Source organism: Pseudomonas sp. YY-1 (assembly GCF_002843095.1).
GTDB lineage: Bacteria > Pseudomonadota > Gammaproteobacteria > Pseudomonadales > Pseudomonadaceae > Aquipseudomonas > Aquipseudomonas sediminis_A.
On record NZ_PJLX01000001.1, the window covers coordinates 355345 to 373333 of the forward strand.

Below are 17989 nucleotides of genomic sequence, written 5' to 3' on the forward strand. Positions count from 1 at the left end.
ATGTCCAATCAACAGCGCTCACGCGTTACCGAAGGCACGCCGTTCCCGCTGGGCGCGAGTTGGGATGGCCTCGGGGTCAACTTTGCCCTGTTCTCGGCGCACGCCACGCGAGTGGAGCTGTGCCTGTTCGACGAGCGCGGTGAGACGGAGATCGAACGCATCGAGCTGCCGGAATACACCGACGAGATCTGGCACGGCTACCTGCCTGACGCCCGTCCCGGCCAGGTATACGGCTACCGCGTATACGGTCCCTACGAGCCCGAAGCCGGGCACCGCTTCAACCCCAACAAGCTGTTGATCGATCCTTACGCCAAGCAGTTGGTGGGCAAGCTGCAGTGGTCTGAAGCGCTGTTCGGCTACACCATCGGCGACCCGGCCGGTGACCTGAGCTTCGATGAGCGCGACAGCGCGCCATTCGTGCCCAAGTGCAAGGTCATCGACCCGGCCTTCACCTGGGGCGAGCAACCCAGCCTGCGCACGCCCTGGGATCGCACGGTGATCTACGAAACGCATCTGCGCGGCATCAGCATGCGTCATCCGGCGGTGCCCGAGCCGCAGCGCGGTACCTGCGCCGGGCTGACCAACCCCGAACTGCTGCGGCACATCCGCGAGCTGGGCGTGTCCAGCGTCGAGCTGCTGCCGGTGCATGCCTTCGTCAACGATCAGCATCTGCTGGAAAAGGGCATGAACAACTACTGGGGCTACAACAGCATCGGCTTCTTCGCCCCGCACCCGGCCTATCTCTCCAGCGGTCGCATCAGTGAATTCAAGGAAATGGTCGCGCACCTGCACAAGGCCGGCCTGGAGCTGATTCTCGATGTGGTCTACAACCACACCGCCGAGGGCAACGAGCGCGGTCCGACGCTGTCCATGCGCGGCATCGACAACGCCAGCTACTACCGCCTGCTGCCGGACGAGCGCCGCTACTACATCAACGACTCCGGTACCGGCAACACGCTGGACCTGAGCCACCCCTGCGTGCTGCAGATGGTCACCGACTCGCTGCGCTACTGGGCGACCGAAATGCGCGTGGATGGATTTCGCTTCGACCTGGCGACCATCCTCGGGCGCTACGCCGATGGTTTCAACGAGCGCCACAGCTTTCTGGTCGCCTGCCGTCAGGACCCGGTGCTGAGCAAGGTCAAGCTGATCGCCGAACCCTGGGACTGCGGCCCCGGCGGCTATCAGGTCGGTGGTTTTGCGCCGGGCTGGGCCGAATGGAACGACAAATTCCGCGACAACGTGCGCGCCTACTGGAAGGGCGACCGCGGCGAGCTCGGTGAACTGGCAAGGCGTCTAACCGCCTCCGGCGATCTCTACAACCAGCGTGGGCGCCGGCCCTTCGCCTCGGTCAACTTCATCACCGCGCATGACGGCTTCACCCTGCGCGACGTGGTGTCCTACGACCACAAGCACAACGAGGCCAATGACGAGAACAACCAGGACGGCACCGACCGCAACCTCTCCTGGAACCACGGCAGCGAGGGCGCCACCGACGACCCATCGATTCGCAGCCTGCGCGTGCAGCAGATGCGCAACCTGCTGGCCACCCTGCTGTTCGCCCAGGGCACGCCGATGCTGCTGGCCGGCGACGAGTTCGGCCGCACCCAGCACGGCAACAACAATGCCTACTGCCAGGACAACGAACTGAGCTGGGTGGACTGGTCGCTCGACGATGAAGGCCGTGAGCTGCTCGCCTTCTGCCAGCACCTGATCGCTCTGCGTCGGAGTTACCCGATCCTGCGCCGCCAGCGTTTTCTGGTCGGGCACTACAACGAGGAGCGGGACGTCAAGGACGTCACCTGGCTAGCCCCCGACGGCAGCGAAATGACCGAAGAGCACTGGCACGACGAGGAGGCGCGCTGCATGGGCATGCTCATGGACGGCCGCGCGCAACCCTCAGGCGTCAAACGCAGCGGTGCCGACGCCACCCTGCTGTTGCTGCTCAATGCCGGCCACCAGCCCTGCGAGTTCCAGCTGCCCGAAGTGCACGGCGGGCGCCACTGGCTGTGCCTGGTCGATACGCATACCGCACAAACGGTACCAAGGCCCGTGCAACAGGACGCGGTGGAGTTGCACGGGCGCACGCTGCAGTTGTTGGAGTTACTGCGCTAAAGGCCGCCGCGAAAAAAAGCCTGAACCCTGCTTCCGTCTGCCAACTCGAAAAATATAGATGCTGGGACAACCCATGGCGCCGCTCGAGCGGAGCGCCACCTTTCGGCGCGCGTGACGCTTCGCGTCAGTCCCAAGCAAACAATCACCTACGCCGGCCAGCTGGTCGGCCTCGGGAGCGATTCATGAAAGCAGTGGTATTTCACGACATCGGCGACATCCGCCTGGATGACGTGCCAGAACCCGAGGTACAGGCCAGTACCGACGCGGTCATTCGCATTACCGCCTCGGCCATCTGCGGTACAGACCTGCATTTTGTGCGTGGCACAGTGGGCGGCATGCGCAAGGGCACCATCCTTGGTCATGAGGCCGTGGGCATCGTCGAGGCGCTGGGCAGCGATGTGCGCAATCTCAATATCGGCGATCGCGTTGTGGTGCCCTCCACCATCGCCTGTGGCAACTGCAGCTATTGCCGCGCCGGCTACTACGCCCAGTGTGACGAGGCCAACCCCAACGGCAAGCAGGCTGGCACCTCCTTCTACGGCGGGCCGGAAATCACCGGGGCCTTCCATGGCCTGCAGGCCGAGATGGCACGCATTCCCTTCGCCCATATCGGCCTGGTGAAACTGCCCAGCGAGATCAGCGACGACCAGGCCATCCTGCTTTCCGACATTTTCCCCACCGGTTACTTCGGCGCAAAGCTGGCCGAAGTCGGTAGCGGCGATACCGTCGCCGTCTTCGGCGCCGGGCCGGTCGGCCAGTTCGCCATTGCCAGCGCCAAACTGCTGGGTGCCGCACGCGTATTCGCCATCGACCACCTCGATGATCGCCTGGACATGGCCCGTCGCCAGGGCGCCGAAGTGATCAACTTCGACCGTGAAGATCCGGTCGACACCCTTCGTCGGCTGACCAACGGCATTGGCGTGGACCGTGCCATCGATGCCGTGGGCGTCGATGCCCAGTGTCCTGCCCACGGCCACTCGCCGCGCCAGCCAGAAGGCCATGAATGGCAACCGGGTGATGCGCCCGAGCAGGCCTTGCAGTGGGCCGTCGATGCCCTGGCCAAGGCCGGCACGCTGGGCATCATCGGCGTTTATCCGCAGCAGGCGCGCGAGTTTCCCATCGGCCAGGCGATGAACAAGAACCTCAGCGTCAACATGGGCAACTGCAACCACCGCCGCTACATCCCGCAACTGATCGAGATGGTCCAGGCTGGACGCATCGACCCTGCGAAGATCCTCACCCAGGTCAAGCCCATGAGTGACGCCATCGAAGCCTTCAAGGCCTTCGATCGACGTGACAGCGGCTGGATCAAGGTGCAACTGCAGCCGGCGAAGAACGACGCCAGCCACGGCAGCGAAGAGCAGGTGCATGGCGAGGTGCTTCTCGATCGTGCTATCGCCGACGCCGATCCGCTCGGTGAGTCGCGCTCGAAAAAGCCCGGCAGCCTGTGAGCGAGCGTGACCGAACATGAACAACACCATTGCCAAACCGGAGGTGATCATCGACCGAGTGACACCGGTCAAGCGCCTGCGCGTGCTGACGATCAACACGCACAAGGGCTTCACCGCTCTCAACCGTCGTTTCATCCTGCCGGAATTGCGCAGCGCCGTGCAGTCCACCGGGTCGGACCTGGTATTTCTGCAGGAAGTGCTCGGCGACCATGCCCTACACGCCAAGCGTTTCCATGATTGGCCGAGCGTGCCGCAGTACGAATTTCTCGCCGATAGCATGTGGCCGCAGTTCGCCTACGGGCGCAATGCCGTCTACCCGGACGGCCACCACGGCAACGCCCTGCTCTCGCGCTTTCCCATTCTCGAACATCACAACCTCGACGTGACGGTCAGTGGCACCGAGCAACGCGGCCTGCTGCATTGCCGTCTCGACGTGCCGGGGCACGATGCCGTGCATGCGGTGTGCGTGCACCTGGGGTTGCGTGAGGCGCACCGTCATCAGCAGATGGGGTTGTTACTGGATTTGCTGGCGACCTTCGAACCCAGTGCACCGGTGATAGTCGCCGGTGACTTCAACGACTGGCGCCTGCGCGCGGACGACCTGCTGGTACCCCATGGCCTGCGCGAAGCGTTCGAGCATCGCCACGGCAAACCTGCGCGCAGTTTCCCGGCACGCATGCCGCTGCTGCGTCTGGATCGCATCTATACCCGCAATGCCTCGGCACACGAGCCGCAGGTGTTATCTACCCGGCCCTGGTCGCACCTCTCCGATCACGCGCCATTGGCAGCGGAGATTCACCTGTGAGCGGAATATGGCGAGACGGCAACCAGCTGCGCCTGCTGATCAATGGCGAAGACTATTACCCGCGGGTGTTCGAATGCATTCGCGCGGCGCGCATCGAGGTGCTGCTGGAAACCTTCATCATCCGTGAAGACAAGGTCGGCCTCGAACTGCAGGAGGTACTGATCGAAGCGGCGCGGCGTGGCGTGCGCATCGTCCTCGCAGTGGACGGCTACGGCACCGCCGACCTGCAGCATGAGTATGTCGCAGCACTGACCCGCGAGGGCGTGAAGATCCATGTCTTCGATCCCAGTCCCCGGCGCTTTGGCATGCGTACCAATCTGTTCCGCCGCCTGCACCGCAAGCTGGTGGTGATCGATGGCCAGCGCGCCTTTGTCGGCGGAATCAACTATTCGGCCGACCATCTCGGCGACTTCGGTGAAATGGCCAAGCAGGACTACGCCGTCGAAGTGGTAGGCCCTATCGTCAGCGACCTGCACGTAGCCATGCAGCGCTTACTACGTCCGGCGCTAAGCGAGCCGAGCCCGGCGCAGCCATCCAGAGAGCCGGTGGGCGATGCGCGCGTGATGCTGCTGGAGCGCGACAACGAGCGCCACACCACTGATATCGAGGACGAACACCTGCGCGCCTTCGAATCGGCGCGCACACGCGTAGTGATTGCCAACGCCTATTTCTTCCCTGGTTACCGCGTGCTGCGCGCCTTGCGCAATGCGGCGCAGCGTGGCGTACAGGTCACCCTGATCCTGCAGGGCCAGCCAGACATGCGCTGGGTCCAGGCCTTCTCGCGCCTGCTCTACAACTATCTGCTACGCGATGGCGTGGTGATCTACGAATACTGCCAGCGCCCGTTGCACGGCAAGGTGGCGCTGGTGGATGACGAATGGTCCACGGTGGGCTCGAGCAACCTCGATCCGCTGAGCCTGGCGCTGAACCTGGAAGCCAACCTGGTGATTCAGGATCAGGCCTTCAACCACTACCTGCATGACCATTTGCTCGAGCTGTCCGCCGAGCACTGCAAGCGCATCGAACTCGAACGCGTGATACGCGGCTACTGGTGGCGCGCGCCACTGGTGTTCCTGTGCTTTCACTTTCTGCGCCGCTTCCCGGCTATCGCCGGCTGGCTGCCGGCGCACCGCAAGAGACTGAAACCGCTGGAGCCAGCCGACAAGGCCAGCGGCTATGAAGAGGAAAAAACTGGATGAATGGTGCCCAGAACAACCCCTGGATGCGCTGGGGAAAACGCGCACTGACCCTGTTCTTTCTACTGGCCATACCGGCATTGCTGTACATGCTCGCGCGCAATCTGGACTGGGGCGAAGTGCGCCAGTCGCTCAGCGACTACAGCGTGCAAACACTGGCAGTAGGTGCGTTGATCGCCTGCGCCAGCTATCTGGTGTTCAGCTGCTATGACCTGCTTGGCCGCCAGTACAGCCGCCATCATCTGCCTGCGCGCCAGGTCATGCCGGTGGCGATGGTCTGTTACGCCTTCAACCTGAACTTCACCACCTGGATTGGTGGCGTGGCGATGCGCTACCGGCTGTACATGCGCCTTGGCCTGAGCGCCTCGACGGTGACACGCATCCTCAGCCTCAGCCTGCTCACCAACTGGACCGGCTACATGGCGCTGGCCGGGGTGATCTTCTCCATGCGCCTGGTGCAGTTGCCCGACAACTGGGGCCTGGGCGTCACCGGCCTGCAATTGGTGGGGTTCGCGCTGCTGGGGGTGGTCAGTGCCTACATCGGCATCTGCGCTTTCTCGCGGCAACGCGTGTGGCACTTGCGCGAGCGGTCGATCACCCTGCCCTCACTGAAGATGGCACTGCTGCAACTGTGCCTGGGCGCAAGCAACTGGGCGCTGATGGCGGCGCTGATCTTCTGGCTGTTGCCGGAGGGTGCGGCCTACACCTCGGTACTCGGCGTGCTGCTGATCAGCTGCATGGCCGCAGTGGTGGCGCATATCCCCGCCGGCCTGGGCGTGCTCGAGGCGGTATTTCTCGCCCTGCTGCAGCATCAGTACAGCCAGGCGAGCCTGATCGCCGCCCTGCTCGCCTATCGTGTGCTCTATTACCTGCTGCCTCTGCTGCTGGCCAGCGTCACCTACCTGGTGCTGGAGAAGCGTGCGAAAACCCTGCGCAAGCAGGGTGAGCAGCACATCGAGACCCAGCCCGGCTAACGAATAGCGAAAGCAAGCGACGCCTGGTGCAATTGCACCAGGCGCAACGGATGCAGAGGCGGCAGTACCCCGTAGGTGCCATCCGGCGGATGGCGGGAACTTGCAAGCGAGGTGGGCTGGTCTATCTCACATCACTCAGCAAAAACGGAGGCCTCGCATGGCCAAGCCACTGCATCTGATCAGCTACATCCTGCACAACCAGCCCCACAGCGTTGAAGTGGAGTCGGAGCGCGAGCAACTCTCGCCAGACCAGGCGCGCTTCTACCTCAGCGCCCTGCACACCTTCGAATGGCCCAACGAGTTCACCGACGTGCAGGTCACGCGCATCCTGCATCCGAAGAAAGGTGGCAGCACGCCTGCGCACCGCGTACAGCGCTGAAAGCCTGTTCAACCTCTTGCAGTGGGTCGCTGCAAGAGGTTGAACAGGCCGCGCCTAGTCTCCCTCACGCAGCGGCAGCGGCACCTGCCAGATATCTTTGGCATATTCGGCGATGGTGCGATCGGAGGAAAACCAGCCCATCCGCGCGGTATTCAGTACCGCCGAACGCCACCATTGCTCGGGCCGCTGCCAACGCTGATCGACCTGGCGCTGTGCCTTCCAGTAGGCATCGAAGTCGGCGCAGACCATGAAACGGTCCTCGTACAGCAACGCATCCACCAACCCCACGTAGCGCGCCGGATCGTCCGGCGAAAATACCCCGCCGCGAATGGCGCCAAGGGCGGCTTCCAGTCGTTCCGAATCTGCCACCACATCGCTCATCTCCAGGCCCTGGCGCTGCCGGGCGGCAACCTGCTGGGCAGTCATGCCGAAGATGAACAAGTTCTCTTCACCGACCCGCTCGCACATTTCCACATTGGCGCCGTCCAGCGTGCCAATGGTCAGCGCGCCATTGAGGGCGAACTTCATGTTGCTGGTGCCGGAAGCTTCCAGCCCGGCGGTGGATATCTGCTCGGAAAGGTCGGCTGCAGGAATGATGGTCTCGGCCAGGCTGACGTTGTAGTTGGGGATGAACACCACCTTAAGCAGCCCACGTACGGTCGGGTCACCATTGATGGTGCGGCTGATGTCGTTGGCCAGCTTGATGATCAGCTTGGCCTGGCGATAGCTGGCCGCCGCCTTGCCGGCGAAAATCTTCACCCGCGGCACCCAATCGGTGGTCGGATCGTTGCGGATGGCCTGGTACAGAGCCACGGTGTGCAGCAGGTTGAGCAGCTGACGTTTGTACTCGTGGATGCGTTTGACGTGCACATCGAAGATGGCCGTGGTGTCGAGGCTGATCCCCAGCAGTTGCCGGACCCGTGCTGCCAGCGCTTCCTTGTTGCGCTGGCGGCAGAGCGCATATTCGTCGCGAAAACCTTGGCGTTCGGCGAAAGGTTCCAGCGCCTGCAGATGATCCTCGGGGCGATGCAGAACCTGCTCACCCAGCGCGTCGACCAGCAGATGGGTCAGCCCCGGATTGACCTGGAACAACCAGCGGCGAAAGGTCACGCCGTTGGTCTTGTTGTTGACTCGATCGGGATAGAGCCGGTGCAGATCGCGAAACACCGTGTCGCGCATCAGCCGCGTGTGCAGCGCTGAAACGCCGTTGATGCTGTGCGCACCTAGGAACGCCAGGTTGCCCATGCGCACGCGGCGGCCGTGGTCTTCCTCGATCAGCGACACCGCGCGCAGCAGGCGGAAGTCATGGATATCCTTGGCGCGCAGCGCATCGATATGCTCGGCGTTGATCAGGTAGATGATCTGCAGGTGCCGTGGCAGCAGACGCTCCATCAACGATACCGGCCACGACTCCAGCGCCTCCGGCAGCAGCGTATGGTTGGTGTAGGCGGTGGTGGCCACCGTCAGCTTCCAGGACTGTGCCCAGGGCATGCGATGCTCGTCCACCAGTAGGCGCATCAGCTCGACCACGGCGATGGCCGGGTGGGTGTCGTTGAGTTGGATCGCCACCTGCTGCGGCAGGCTTTGCAGGTCCTGATGCAGGCGCAGGTGGCGCTCGATCAGGTCCTGCAGCGAGGCGGAAACCAGAAAGTATTCCTGACGCAAGCGCAGCTCCTGGCCGGCCTCGGTATCGTCGGCTGGATAGAGCACCCGCGAGATGCTCTCCGCGCGGACCTCGCCGGCCACCGCGCCGAAGTGATCGCCGGCATTGAAGCGATCCAGCTGTAGGTTTTCCTCGGCGCGCGCACGCCACAGGCGCAGAGTATTGACCGAGGCGCCGCGCCAGCCCACCACCGGTGTGTCGTAGGCGATGGCACGTACCCTCTCCTGCGGATGCCAATGCTGGCGTGTGCCGCCTGTACCGTCGTCCAGAGTCTCCACGCCACCGCCAAAGCCGATGCGGTACGCCACCTCTGGGCGTTCGAACTCCCAGGGATTGCCAAAGTCCAGCCAGGTTTCGGTCTGCTCGGCCTGCCAGCCATCGACGATCGCCTGGCGAAACAGCCCGTGTTCATAACGAATGCCGTAGCCGTGAGCGGCCAGACGCAGGGTTGCCATGCTCTCCATGAAACAGGCAGCCAGACGCCCTAGCCCGCCATTACCAAGCGCCGCGTCGGGCTCGACCTCACGAATGCGCTCCATCTCCACACCGAGTTCGGCCATGGCCTGGCGCGCCACGTCGAGCAAACCGAGGTTACTCAGGTTGTCCACCAGCAAGCGGCCGATCAGAAACTCCAGAGACAGGTAATAAACGCGTTTAGCGCCCTGGCGTTCGACCTGGGCGGAGGACTCTTCCCAGCGGTCGATCATATGGTCGCGCGTGGCCAGCGCCAGCGCCTCGAACCAGTCATGGTCGAAAGCTGTGCTCGGGTCCTTGCCCACGGCGTAGCGCAGCTTGGCCAGGATGGCCGCCTTGAACGCTGCTACGGCACTCTCGGCCTCGCTGTGCGATTCGCTCATATGGATCCCCTCACGCGCGCGTGCGTCGATTACAGCCGAAACGATGGGTTCGGCTTTTCTTTGTGGCCTTCGCAGCGCTGATGAGTTCAGGGTTTTTCTGCCTGCGCCCCATTGATCAAAAAGCCTGAACTTCGACTTGGCGGCTCCCCTCACAACTCATGAACGCCACTGTCGAGGAGATCATCATGCGAGCCATCATTCCCGGCCTTCTGGTCGGCGCGTTAGCGGCCGGCGACGCGTTGGCCGAGGCCTGCTACGTCAGTGCCAGCGCATCCAGCGATGCCATTGCGGAGGTCGAACAGGAGTTCTGCTACGAGTTCACCGGCATGGACAAGGGCGCCATCGACTGGTCGTGCAATAACGCAACCGGTGACATGATCAACAGCGAGCAACGCAAGGTCGCCAGTTGTGCCGAGGCCAAACTGGGCAGTTGCGAAGCAGCGCTGACCCAGGAAACCCTGACCAACTACCGCTCCGGCGACGATGATCGCGGCGAGGCGCGCCCCGCCGTGCCCAACGAGGCCAAGGTGCTCACCTACTATTACCGGGCAGGCGACCTCAAGCAGGTGCGCATCGACTGTGAGAATTCTGGCGGCACCTGGCGGGACAAATGATGGGCGCATACAAAGGCCTGCTTTTGCTGCCGGGCACCGCTCAGCACATGGCTCATGAACGCATGGTGCAGCGTCAGCTCGGCGAGAAACTCGCCGCCCTGCTCGGTTGCCCCTTCCTCGGCCCGCATCAGCCGGGCACGCAGATTCGCGGGCGCCACTATTTCCTGCCTGAAGACACCCTGATCGGCGATGTCGGCGCACTGGGCATCGGCGGGCCGGACGATTTCTTCGGCGGCCAGGTCGAACATGCCTTTCTGGCCACCAAGGCCATCAGTCACCCTGCCCTCGACGCTCCTCGCCATTTGCCTGTGGGCTGGTCCGAGCGGCTCGCCCGGCAGATCGAGGGCGTCACTTTGCAGGGTTTCAGCGCCTTCGCTCTGGAGGATGCCGTCGAGGCCGGACAACAGCTGTTGCGCGCCGGGCCGATTCGCCTGAAACCGGTGGACGGCACCGGCGGTCGAGGCCAGCAGGTCGTGCGCTCGCCCGATGAGCTGGACAATGCCCTGGCCGCACTGGATGAGCAGCATGTGAGGGAACAGGGCCTGGTGCTGGAAGAGGACCTGCAGCAGCCCACTACCTACAGCGTTGGCCAGATCCGAGTGGCGGGCGTCACCTTGAGCTATCACGGCACCCAGCAACTGACCGAGGATGGCCAGGGTAACCAGGTCTACGGCGGCTCGCGCCTGACGCTGGTGCGCGGTGACTACTCGGCACTGATGACCCTCGACTTGCCGCGCGCCGTACGCCTGGCCGTGCAGCAGGCGCGCATCTTCGAGCTGGCAGCGTTGGAAGCCTACCCGTCGATTCAGGCATCGCGGCGCAACTACGATGTGGCTCAGGGGCTGAACGCACGAGGGCAGACACGCAGTGGCGTGCTGGAGCAATCCTGGCGCGTCGGCGGGGCCAGCGCGGCGGAAATCTTCGCCCTGGAAGCATTCATCAAGAACCCGCAGTTGCACACGCTGCAGGCCTCGACCCATGAATACTATCGGGATGTACCACCGCCGCCCGGCTCGATCTGCCTGTATCAGGGCCAGGCCAGCGAGGACGGCCCGCTGGCCAAATACGTCAAGGTGGGTCCGTCATGAGTGCTTGCAGCCAGAGCCTGGACATTCTGGTGGGTGACCAGCACATCGCCGGTACCCTGCTGACCCCACCGAGCAAAGTTCCCGGTGTGCTTTTCGTCCATGGCTGGGGCGGCAGCCAGCAACGCGACCTGGCCCGTGCCCGTGGTATCGCCGGGCTGGGCTGCGTGTGCCTGACCTTCGACCTGCGCGGGCACGAACGCAACGTCGAAGCACAGGAGCGCGTATCACGCGAAGACAACCTGGCCGACATTCTCGCTGCCTACGACCTGCTGGCCGCACACGAAGCGGTCGACCCCGAATGCATCGCAGTGATCGGTACCAGCTACGGCGGCTACCTCGCTACCTTGCTCAGCGTGCGGCGCCCGGTGCGCTGGCTGGCCCTGCGCGTGCCGGCGCTGTACTGGGACGCGCAATGGCAGTTGCCCAAACGCCAACTGGACGTTGTACGGCTGGCCGAGTACCGGCGCACGCCGCAGCGCGCGCAGGACAATCTGGCGCTCGCTGCCTGCTGCGAATTTCGCGGCGACGTGCTGCTGGTAGAGTCCGAGCATGACGACTTCGTCCCACACACCACGCTGATGAGCTACCGCAATGCCTTCGACAAGGCGCACTCGCTGAGCCATCGCACCATGGCCGGCGCCGACCACGGGCTCAGTGAGGACCGCCACCAGCAAGCCTATACGCGCATCCTGATCGATTGGGTCAGCGAGATGGTGGTAGGCGCGCGGGTAGGCGATTACCCGCATCACCTGGTGCGCTATTCCTGAATCGTTGAGCCTTCGATGCCGCGGTTCGTTCTGGGCATTCGCCCACTCAGCCTGCAAAAGGAGACACCGATGAAAATCAGCAAAATCATGACCCGCAACGTCCGCACCCTCCAACCTGAGCGCAGCATTCGCGAGGCCGCCACGCTGATGGCCGATATAGACAGCGGCGCACTGCTGATCAACGAAGGCGACCGTCTGATCGGCATGATTACCGACCGCGATATCGCTGTGCGCGCCGTGGCCGCTGGCCTGGACGGCAGCACTCCGGTGCGCCAGGTGATGAGCAGCGATGTGCGCTATTGCTTCGACGACGAGGACATCGAACACGTGGCTGCCAATATGGCCGATATCAAGCTGCGCCGCTTGCCGGTGCTCAACCGTGAGAAACGTCTGGTTGGCATCGTTTCGCTGGGCAACATCGCCTCTGGTCACAGCCGGATGGCCAACGACACCGTGCTGCGCGGAGTGACCTCCGCTCACTAACCCTCTGTGGGAGGGGCTTTAGCCGCGATAGGCTAAACCTCTCCCACTAAGGAATTGGCTGGACCAGAATCATCACTGCCAAGGTACATCTCGGTCTCTGTGGAAGGCGCTTCAGCGGCGACGTTTATTGGGTTGGTCGCAGAATCAGCGTCGCCAACGGTGGCAATTGCAGATTCAACGAATCGGACTGGCCATGAGCGGCCAGTTGCTCGCTGTGCAGCTCACCCTGCGTGCCAGCGCCTGAGCCGCTCCAGCAGCTGTCATCGGTATTGAGCAGCACCTGCCAGCGGCCTGCGTGGGGCACGCCGATCCGGTAGCCGTCGAGCACCTGCGGGGTGAAATTGTGCACCACCAGCAGTGGCGCACTGCCCTCGCCGCCCATGCGCAACCAGGCGAATACACTGTTGCGCGCGTCATCGCCGACCAGCCATTGAAAGCCACTCTCCTGGTCATCGAGGCGGTGCAATGCCGGCTCCTCGCGGTACAGGCGATTCAGCTCGCGTACCAGCGCCTGGGCAGCGGCATGCTCGGGGTACTGCAGCAGGTACCAGTCCAGTTGTTGATCGTGGTTCCACTCGCCCCACTGGCCGAACTCGCAGCCCATGAACAGCAGCTTCTTGCCCGGGTGGCTCCACATCAGGGCGAGGAACAGGCGAAGGTTGGCGAATTGCTGCCAGCGATCACCCGGCATGCGCCCGAGCAGCGAGCGTTTGCCGTGCACCACCTCGTCATGGGAGATCGGCAGGATGAAACGCTCGGAGAAGGCGTAATGTAGGCCGAAGGTGATCTGGTGGTGATGGTGCAGGCGATACATCGGGTCCTGCTGGATATAGCTCAGGCTGTCGTTCATCCAGCCCATGTTCCACTTGTGGCTGAAGCCCAGACCTCCCTGCTGCACCGGGCGGCTGACGCCAGGCCAGGCGGTGGATTCCTCGGCGATCATCAAGGCGTCGGGCACTTCGCTGCGCACCACCTCGTTGAGGTGCTGGAGAAATTCGATGGCCTCCAGGTTCTCACGCCCGCCGTGGCGGTTGGGAATCCACTGCCCCGCTTCACGCGAATAATCGCGGTAGAGCATCGACGCCACCGCATCCACGCGCAGGCCATCAATGTGGTATTCGCGCAGCCAGTACAGCGCGCTGGCCAGCATGAAGCCGTGCACCTCGGTGCGGCCGAGGTTGTAGATGCAGGTATTCCAGTCCGGGTGAAAGCCCTCGAACGGGTGCGCGTACTCGTACAGCGCGGTGCCGTCGAACTCGGCCAGACCGTGGGCATCGTTGGGGAAATGCCCCGGCACCCAGTCGAGAATCACGCCGATGCCCGCGCGGTGGCAGCTATCGACGAAGGCGGCGAAGCGCTGCGGGCTGCCGAAGCGTGAGGTGGGCGCGAACATCGACAGCGGCTGATAGCCCCAGGAACCGCCGAACGGGTGCTCCATGATCGGCATCAGTTCGATATGAGTGAAGCCCAGGTCCTGCACATAGGGAATCAGCCGTTCTGCCAATTCGTCCCAGTCTGGTGCGTGATCGTTATGCCATTGCCAGGAGCCGGCATGCAGCTCGTAGATCGCCAGCGGCGCCTGCGAAGCGTGGCGCTGTTCGCGCTCGCTCATCCATCGCTGATCCTGCCAGACGAAGGCTTCAGCTTGCGGCACCCGTGAAGCGGTGGCCGGCGGCACCTCAGTTGCCTGCGCCATGGGGTCTGCGCGCAGCGGCAGCACACCGTGCTCACCGAGAATTTCGTATTTGTAGCATTCGCCGGGCTGCAGCCGCGGGATGAACAGCTCCCACACGCCCGCCGGATAGCGCAGACGCATGGGGTGGCGGCGCCCGTCCCAGCTATTGAAGTCGCCAACCACCGAAACCCGCCGCGCATTAGGCGCCCAGACGGCGAAGCGCACCCCAGGCACGCCTTCATGCTCCATCGGTGCCGAGCCCAGACAGCGCCACAATTGGCGATGGTTGCCTTCGGCGAACAGGTAGAGGTCGGTGTCACCCAGCAGCGGGCCGAAGGCATAGGGATCTTCCGTCTCCTGCACGCTGCCCGGCCAGTGGATGCGCAGGCGGTAGCGCTGTACCTGGGCCAGCTGCAATTCGAACAGGCCCTGCGGATCGCTACAGTCCATGCGCCCCAGCGGCGAGCCGTCGCTGGCCAGCAAGTCAACCGCGTCGGCACCGGGCAGCCAGACTCGCACCAGGCTCTCGGCGCCCTGCGGATGCGGGCCAAGGAAGCTGAACGGGTCGCCATCTTCGGCGCGCTGCAGGCGCTGCACTCTGTTCTGATTCAAGGTCGCACTCCTGGCAATTGGTTAGCGAGATCCACCAGCCCCTGCAACGGGACATCGATCCAGTCGGGGCGGTGGCCGCTTTCGTAAACGATTTCATAGACAGCCTTTTCCAGGCAGAACAGGTCAAGGGCGGCGCCCTCACCGTCGCGTTGGTGCCATTCGTGGGGCAAGCACTTGGCGGCCAGACGATAGGCATCGAGAAAGGCACTGCACGCTTGCTCGCGGTAGCGTGACACCACGTCGCGAACTACCTGCTGGGCGTCCGCCGCGCCTTCCACGCCGCCGGCGTTGCGCTGGGCTACCGCGGCCGCGTAGTCGAAGGAGCGCAGCATGCCGGCAACGTCCTTGAACGGGCTGTGGCGCTGGCGGCGCTCCTCCAGCGAGCGGTTGGGCTCGCCCTCGAAGTCGATGATGTAGGCATCGCCCTGCACCACCAGCACCTGGCCCAGGTGCAGGTCGCCATGCACCCGTATGCGCAGGCCACCTGCCGCCTGCGTTGCCAGGCGGGTGACCGCTTCCAGCAAGGATTTTTCCCTGGCCAGCAGCCAGTCGGCCTGTTCGGCTGCCGCCGGGCTCAGGGCGTCACGCTGACGAGCCAGAGCCTGCAAGGCTTCCTGCAGCTGCGCGGTGATGGATTTGGCCCAGTGGGCGCTGTCGCGCTCGCCGCTGAGCTGATAACCGAAGTCCGGATTCTCAACCGGCCGCGCCAGTACCGCGTGCATCTCGCCGACGCGTTTGCCGAGTACGCCGGCGAACTGCTGCAGTTCGCCCAGCGCATCGACATCCGGATTGGCGGTGCCGCCGGCCAGCTGATCGCGGATGGCGCGGTCAAGGGTGTTGAGCGTCCATTGCCAGGCGTCGCCCTGATTGTCCAGATAACGTTGCATCACCATCAGTGTGTGGGGCTGGCCTTGCTCATCGACGCGCACCACTTCGCCAAGAAATGGCGCGACGTTGGCGTAGCCGTGATCGGTCAGGAAGCGCCCCATCTCCACCTCCGGGTGGATACCGGGGACGCCGCGGCGCAACAGCTTGAGCAACAGCTGCTCGCCGATCAGTACCGAACTGTTGGACTGCTCGGCCGAAAGCAGCTTGAAGTCGTTCTCGTCGATACCCTCGAGTGCCGGCAACGCCGCCTCGGCGCGGAACTGCAATTCCCCGCCAGCGCTGCGCAGTACCGCCTGCTCACGCAGCAGGCGCAGGACCTGCTGGCTGAATTGCGGCAGGCTGAAGGCATCGGTCAGCAGCTCCACATGGCGACCCCGGCGCAGCCGGGCCAGCGCCAGTTGCTGTGGTAGATCGTTACCCTCGGCGCGTTCCGGCACAGCAGCCAGCGGCAAGCGGTAATACTCGACGCCGGCCGCCCCCGTCACCTGCACCTCGGCCAGCAGCGGCGCGTTGGCATCGCCGCCAAGCGGCATCACGTACAACACGCTGACGGCCGGGCGCTGTTCACCCGCGAACCAGCGGCGCTTGGGCAGATACAGCGGCAGCGACTCGCGCTCCAGCGTCTGCCGCGCGCGCCCGTCCATCACTTCACTCAGGGCGCGCCCCAGCACCAGGGTCTGCAGCTCTGGCATACGTTCCACCGGTTTCTGGTGCCAGCTGGGCATCTGCGAGGCGTCGGCCAGGTAGAACCAGTAGAAACCGTACGGCGGCAACGTCAGCAGATAGGTGAGCTGGCCAATGGGCGGGAACGAGGCGCCGCCGATCATTTCCACCGGTACCCGGTCGCGGTAGTCAGCCAGTTCCAGTTCGACGGCCTGGGCCGCGCTGGACAGGTTGGCCACGCAGAGTATCTGCTGGTCGCTGCCATCCTCGCCTCGATGCACGCGCAGGTAGGCCAGGATGCGCCGGTTGCTCGGCGTCAGCATCGTCAGCGAGCCACGGCCGAAGGCCTTGTGCTGGTTGCGGATGGCGAGCATGCGCCGCGTCCAGTTGAGCAGCGAATGCGGGTCGCGCCCCTGCGCCTCGACGTTGATGGTCTGGTAGCCGTACAGCGGGTCCATGATCGGCGGCAGCACCAGACTGGCCGGATCGGCGCGGGAGAAGCCGCCGTTGCGGTCCACCGACCACTGCATCGGCGTGCGTACACCGTCGCGGTCGCCGAGGTAGATGTTGTCACCCATGCCGAGCTCGTCACCGTAGTACAGCGTCGGCGTGCCGGGCATCGACAGCAGCAGGCTGTTAAGCAGCTCGATGCGTCGCCGGTCGCGCCCCACCAGCGGCGCCAGACGCCGGCGGATGCCGAGGTTGATCCGTGCGCGACTGTCGGCAGCGTAGTAGTTCCACAGGTAGTCGCGCTCGTCATCGGTGACCATCTCCAGGGTCAGCTCATCGTGGTTGCGCAGGAAGATCGCCCATTGGCAATTGGGCGGAATCTCCGGCGTCTGGCGCAGGATGTCGGTGATCGGAAAGCGGTCTTCCTGGGCGATGGCCATGTACATGCGCGGCATCAGCGGGAAGTGGAAGGCCATATGGCATTCGTCGTCCTCACCAAAATAGGGCCGGGTGTCCTCCGGCCACTGATTGGCCTCGGCCAGCAGCAGGCGATCCGGATAGCGCGCATCCAGTTCAGCACGGATGCGCTTGAGCACCGCGTGGGTTTCCGGCAGGTTCTCGCTGCTGGTGCCGTCACGCTCGATCAGGTACGGGATGGCGTCCAGGCGCAGGCCGTCGACGCCCATGTCGAGCCAGAAGCGCATGACCCCGAGCACGGCTTCGAGCACCTTGGGGTTGTCGAAGTTGAGATCTGGCTGGTGCGAGTAGAAGCGGTGCCAGAAGTACTGGCCGGCCACGGCGTCCCAGGTCCAGTTGGACTTCTCGCTGTCGATGAAGATGATCCGCGTGCCGGCGTATTTCTCGTCGCTGTCGGACCAGACGTAATAGTCGCGCGCCTTGGAGCCCTTCTTCGCCCGGCGCGCGCGCTGGAACCAGGGGTGCTGGTCCGAGGTGTGGTTGATCACCAGCTCGGTGATCACACGCAGACCGCGCCGATGCGCCTCGGCAATGAAGCGCCGGGCATCGCTCAGCGAGCCGTAGTCAGGGTGTACGTCGTTGTATTTGGCGATGTCATAGCCGTCGTCGCGCCGGGGCGAGGGGTAGAACGGCAGCAGCCAGAGCGTGTTCACGCCCAATTCGGCGATGTAGTCGAGCTTGTCGATCAGGCCCTGGAAGTCGCCGATGCCGTCGTTGTTGGCATCGAAGAACGACTTCACGTGGACCTGATATATAACCGCGTCCTTGTACCACTGCGGATCGTTGAGGAAGGTCTTGCCGGCGCTGCGCTTGGCCATGGTGTCACTCCGTT

Annotated in this window: 13 protein-coding genes; 10 read left to right on the forward strand and 3 right to left on the reverse strand. The window is 64.0% G+C overall.

Translation table 11 applies throughout. The features are described 5' to 3' along the window. From glgX to CXP40_RS01705, 6 genes are all read left to right on the forward strand, one after another. On the forward strand, window positions 1-2115 hold the full coding sequence (gene glgX, locus CXP40_RS01680) for a glycogen debranching protein GlgX (protein ID WP_106732319.1): 2115 nt from the start codon (window positions 1-3) through the stop codon (window positions 2113-2115). 182 nt (window positions 2116-2297) lie between these two features. Further along, window positions 2298-3566 carry a zinc-dependent alcohol dehydrogenase gene (locus CXP40_RS01685; protein ID WP_106732320.1) on the forward strand — a complete coding sequence of 423 codons (1269 nt, stop codon included), beginning with the start codon at window positions 2298-2300 and terminating at the stop codon, window positions 3564-3566. A 16-nt stretch (window positions 3567-3582) separates the two neighbouring features. Beyond that, complete coding sequence (locus CXP40_RS01690) at window positions 3583-4371, forward strand: endonuclease/exonuclease/phosphatase family protein (protein WP_106732321.1); 789 nt, start codon at window positions 3583-3585, stop codon at window positions 4369-4371. After that, a complete protein-coding gene (gene clsB / locus CXP40_RS01695; RefSeq protein WP_106732322.1) occupies window positions 4368-5570 on the forward strand; it encodes a cardiolipin synthase ClsB in 1203 nt (400 codons plus the stop codon). Before CXP40_RS01690 ends, clsB begins: the two co-directional genes overlap by 4 nt. After that, window positions 5567-6541, forward strand: coding sequence for a lysylphosphatidylglycerol synthase domain-containing protein (locus CXP40_RS01700; protein ID WP_106732323.1), 975 nt, complete (start codon window positions 5567-5569; stop codon window positions 6539-6541). Before clsB ends, CXP40_RS01700 begins: the two co-directional genes overlap by 4 nt. Before the next feature lie 157 nt (window positions 6542-6698). After that, the gene (locus CXP40_RS01705; RefSeq protein ID WP_106732324.1) at window positions 6699-6920 is read left to right on the forward strand and encodes a hypothetical protein; all 222 of its coding nucleotides are present in this window, start codon (window positions 6699-6701) and stop codon (window positions 6918-6920) included. Between the two features lie 54 nt (window positions 6921-6974). Here the strand turns inward: CXP40_RS01705 and CXP40_RS01710 are convergent, their stop codons facing one another. Then, window positions 6975-9440, reverse strand: a complete 2466-nt coding sequence (locus CXP40_RS01710) for a glycogen/starch/alpha-glucan phosphorylase (RefSeq protein ID WP_106732325.1) — start codon at window positions 9438-9440, stop codon at window positions 6975-6977. A gap of 185 nt (window positions 9441-9625) precedes the next feature. Between CXP40_RS01710 and CXP40_RS01715 the strand changes: the two genes are divergently transcribed. From CXP40_RS01715 to CXP40_RS01730, 4 genes are all read left to right on the forward strand, one after another. Beyond that, window positions 9626-10054: a hypothetical protein gene (locus CXP40_RS01715; RefSeq protein WP_256579204.1), complete on the forward strand. Its 429-nt coding sequence runs from the start codon at window positions 9626-9628 to the stop codon at window positions 10052-10054. After that, window positions 10054-11142, forward strand: a complete 1089-nt coding sequence (locus CXP40_RS01720) for a DUF3182 family protein (protein WP_106732490.1) — start codon at window positions 10054-10056, stop codon at window positions 11140-11142. Before CXP40_RS01715 ends, CXP40_RS01720 begins: the two co-directional genes overlap by 1 nt. After that, entirely contained in the window at window positions 11139-11909 is a 771-nt protein-coding gene (locus CXP40_RS01725) for a S9 family peptidase (protein WP_106732327.1), read from the forward strand. Before CXP40_RS01720 ends, CXP40_RS01725 begins: the two co-directional genes overlap by 4 nt. A 69-nt stretch (window positions 11910-11978) precedes the next feature. After that, window positions 11979-12392 carry a CBS domain-containing protein gene (locus CXP40_RS01730; RefSeq protein WP_106732328.1) on the forward strand — a complete coding sequence of 138 codons (414 nt, stop codon included), beginning with the start codon at window positions 11979-11981 and terminating at the stop codon, window positions 12390-12392. Window positions 12393-12516: 124 nt separating this feature from the next. Here the strand turns inward: CXP40_RS01730 and glgB are convergent, their stop codons facing one another. Both glgB and treS read right to left on the reverse strand, forming a co-directional pair. Next, a complete protein-coding gene (gene glgB / locus CXP40_RS01735; RefSeq protein WP_106732329.1) occupies window positions 12517-14679 on the reverse strand; it encodes a 1,4-alpha-glucan branching protein GlgB in 2163 nt (720 codons plus the stop codon). Continuing rightward, entirely contained in the window at window positions 14676-17975 is a 3300-nt protein-coding gene (gene treS, locus CXP40_RS01740; protein ID WP_106732330.1) for a maltose alpha-D-glucosyltransferase, read from the reverse strand. The genes glgB and treS overlap by 4 nt, the downstream gene beginning before the upstream one ends. Window positions 17976-17989: the final 14 nt, after the last annotated feature.

Bases quoted from the DNA above. Each gene is read 5' to 3' on its own strand.
- glgX (WP_106732319.1), top strand. From the start codon at position 1: ATGTCCAATCAACAGCGCTCACGCGTTACCGAAGGCACGCCGTTCCCG.
- CXP40_RS01685 (WP_106732320.1), top strand. From the start codon at position 2,298: ATGAAAGCAGTGGTATTTCACGACATCGGCGACATCCGCCTGGATGAC.
- CXP40_RS01690 (WP_106732321.1), top strand. From the start codon at position 3,583: ATGAACAACACCATTGCCAAACCGGAGGTGATCATCGACCGAGTGACA.
- CXP40_RS01700 (WP_106732323.1), top strand. From the start codon at position 5,567: ATGAATGGTGCCCAGAACAACCCCTGGATGCGCTGGGGAAAACGCGCA.
- CXP40_RS01705 (WP_106732324.1), top strand. From the start codon at position 6,699: ATGGCCAAGCCACTGCATCTGATCAGCTACATCCTGCACAACCAGCCC.
- CXP40_RS01710 (WP_106732325.1), bottom strand. From the start codon at position 9,440: ATGAGCGAATCGCACAGCGAGGCCGAGAGTGCCGTAGCAGCGTTCAAG.
- CXP40_RS01715 (WP_256579204.1), top strand. From the start codon at position 9,626: ATGCGAGCCATCATTCCCGGCCTTCTGGTCGGCGCGTTAGCGGCCGGC.
- CXP40_RS01720 (WP_106732490.1), top strand. From the start codon at position 10,054: ATGGGCGCATACAAAGGCCTGCTTTTGCTGCCGGGCACCGCTCAGCAC.
- CXP40_RS01725 (WP_106732327.1), top strand. From the start codon at position 11,139: ATGAGTGCTTGCAGCCAGAGCCTGGACATTCTGGTGGGTGACCAGCAC.
- CXP40_RS01730 (WP_106732328.1), top strand. From the start codon at position 11,979: ATGAAAATCAGCAAAATCATGACCCGCAACGTCCGCACCCTCCAACCT.
- treS (WP_106732330.1), bottom strand. From the start codon at position 17,975: ATGGCCAAGCGCAGCGCCGGCAAGACCTTCCTCAACGATCCGCAGTGG.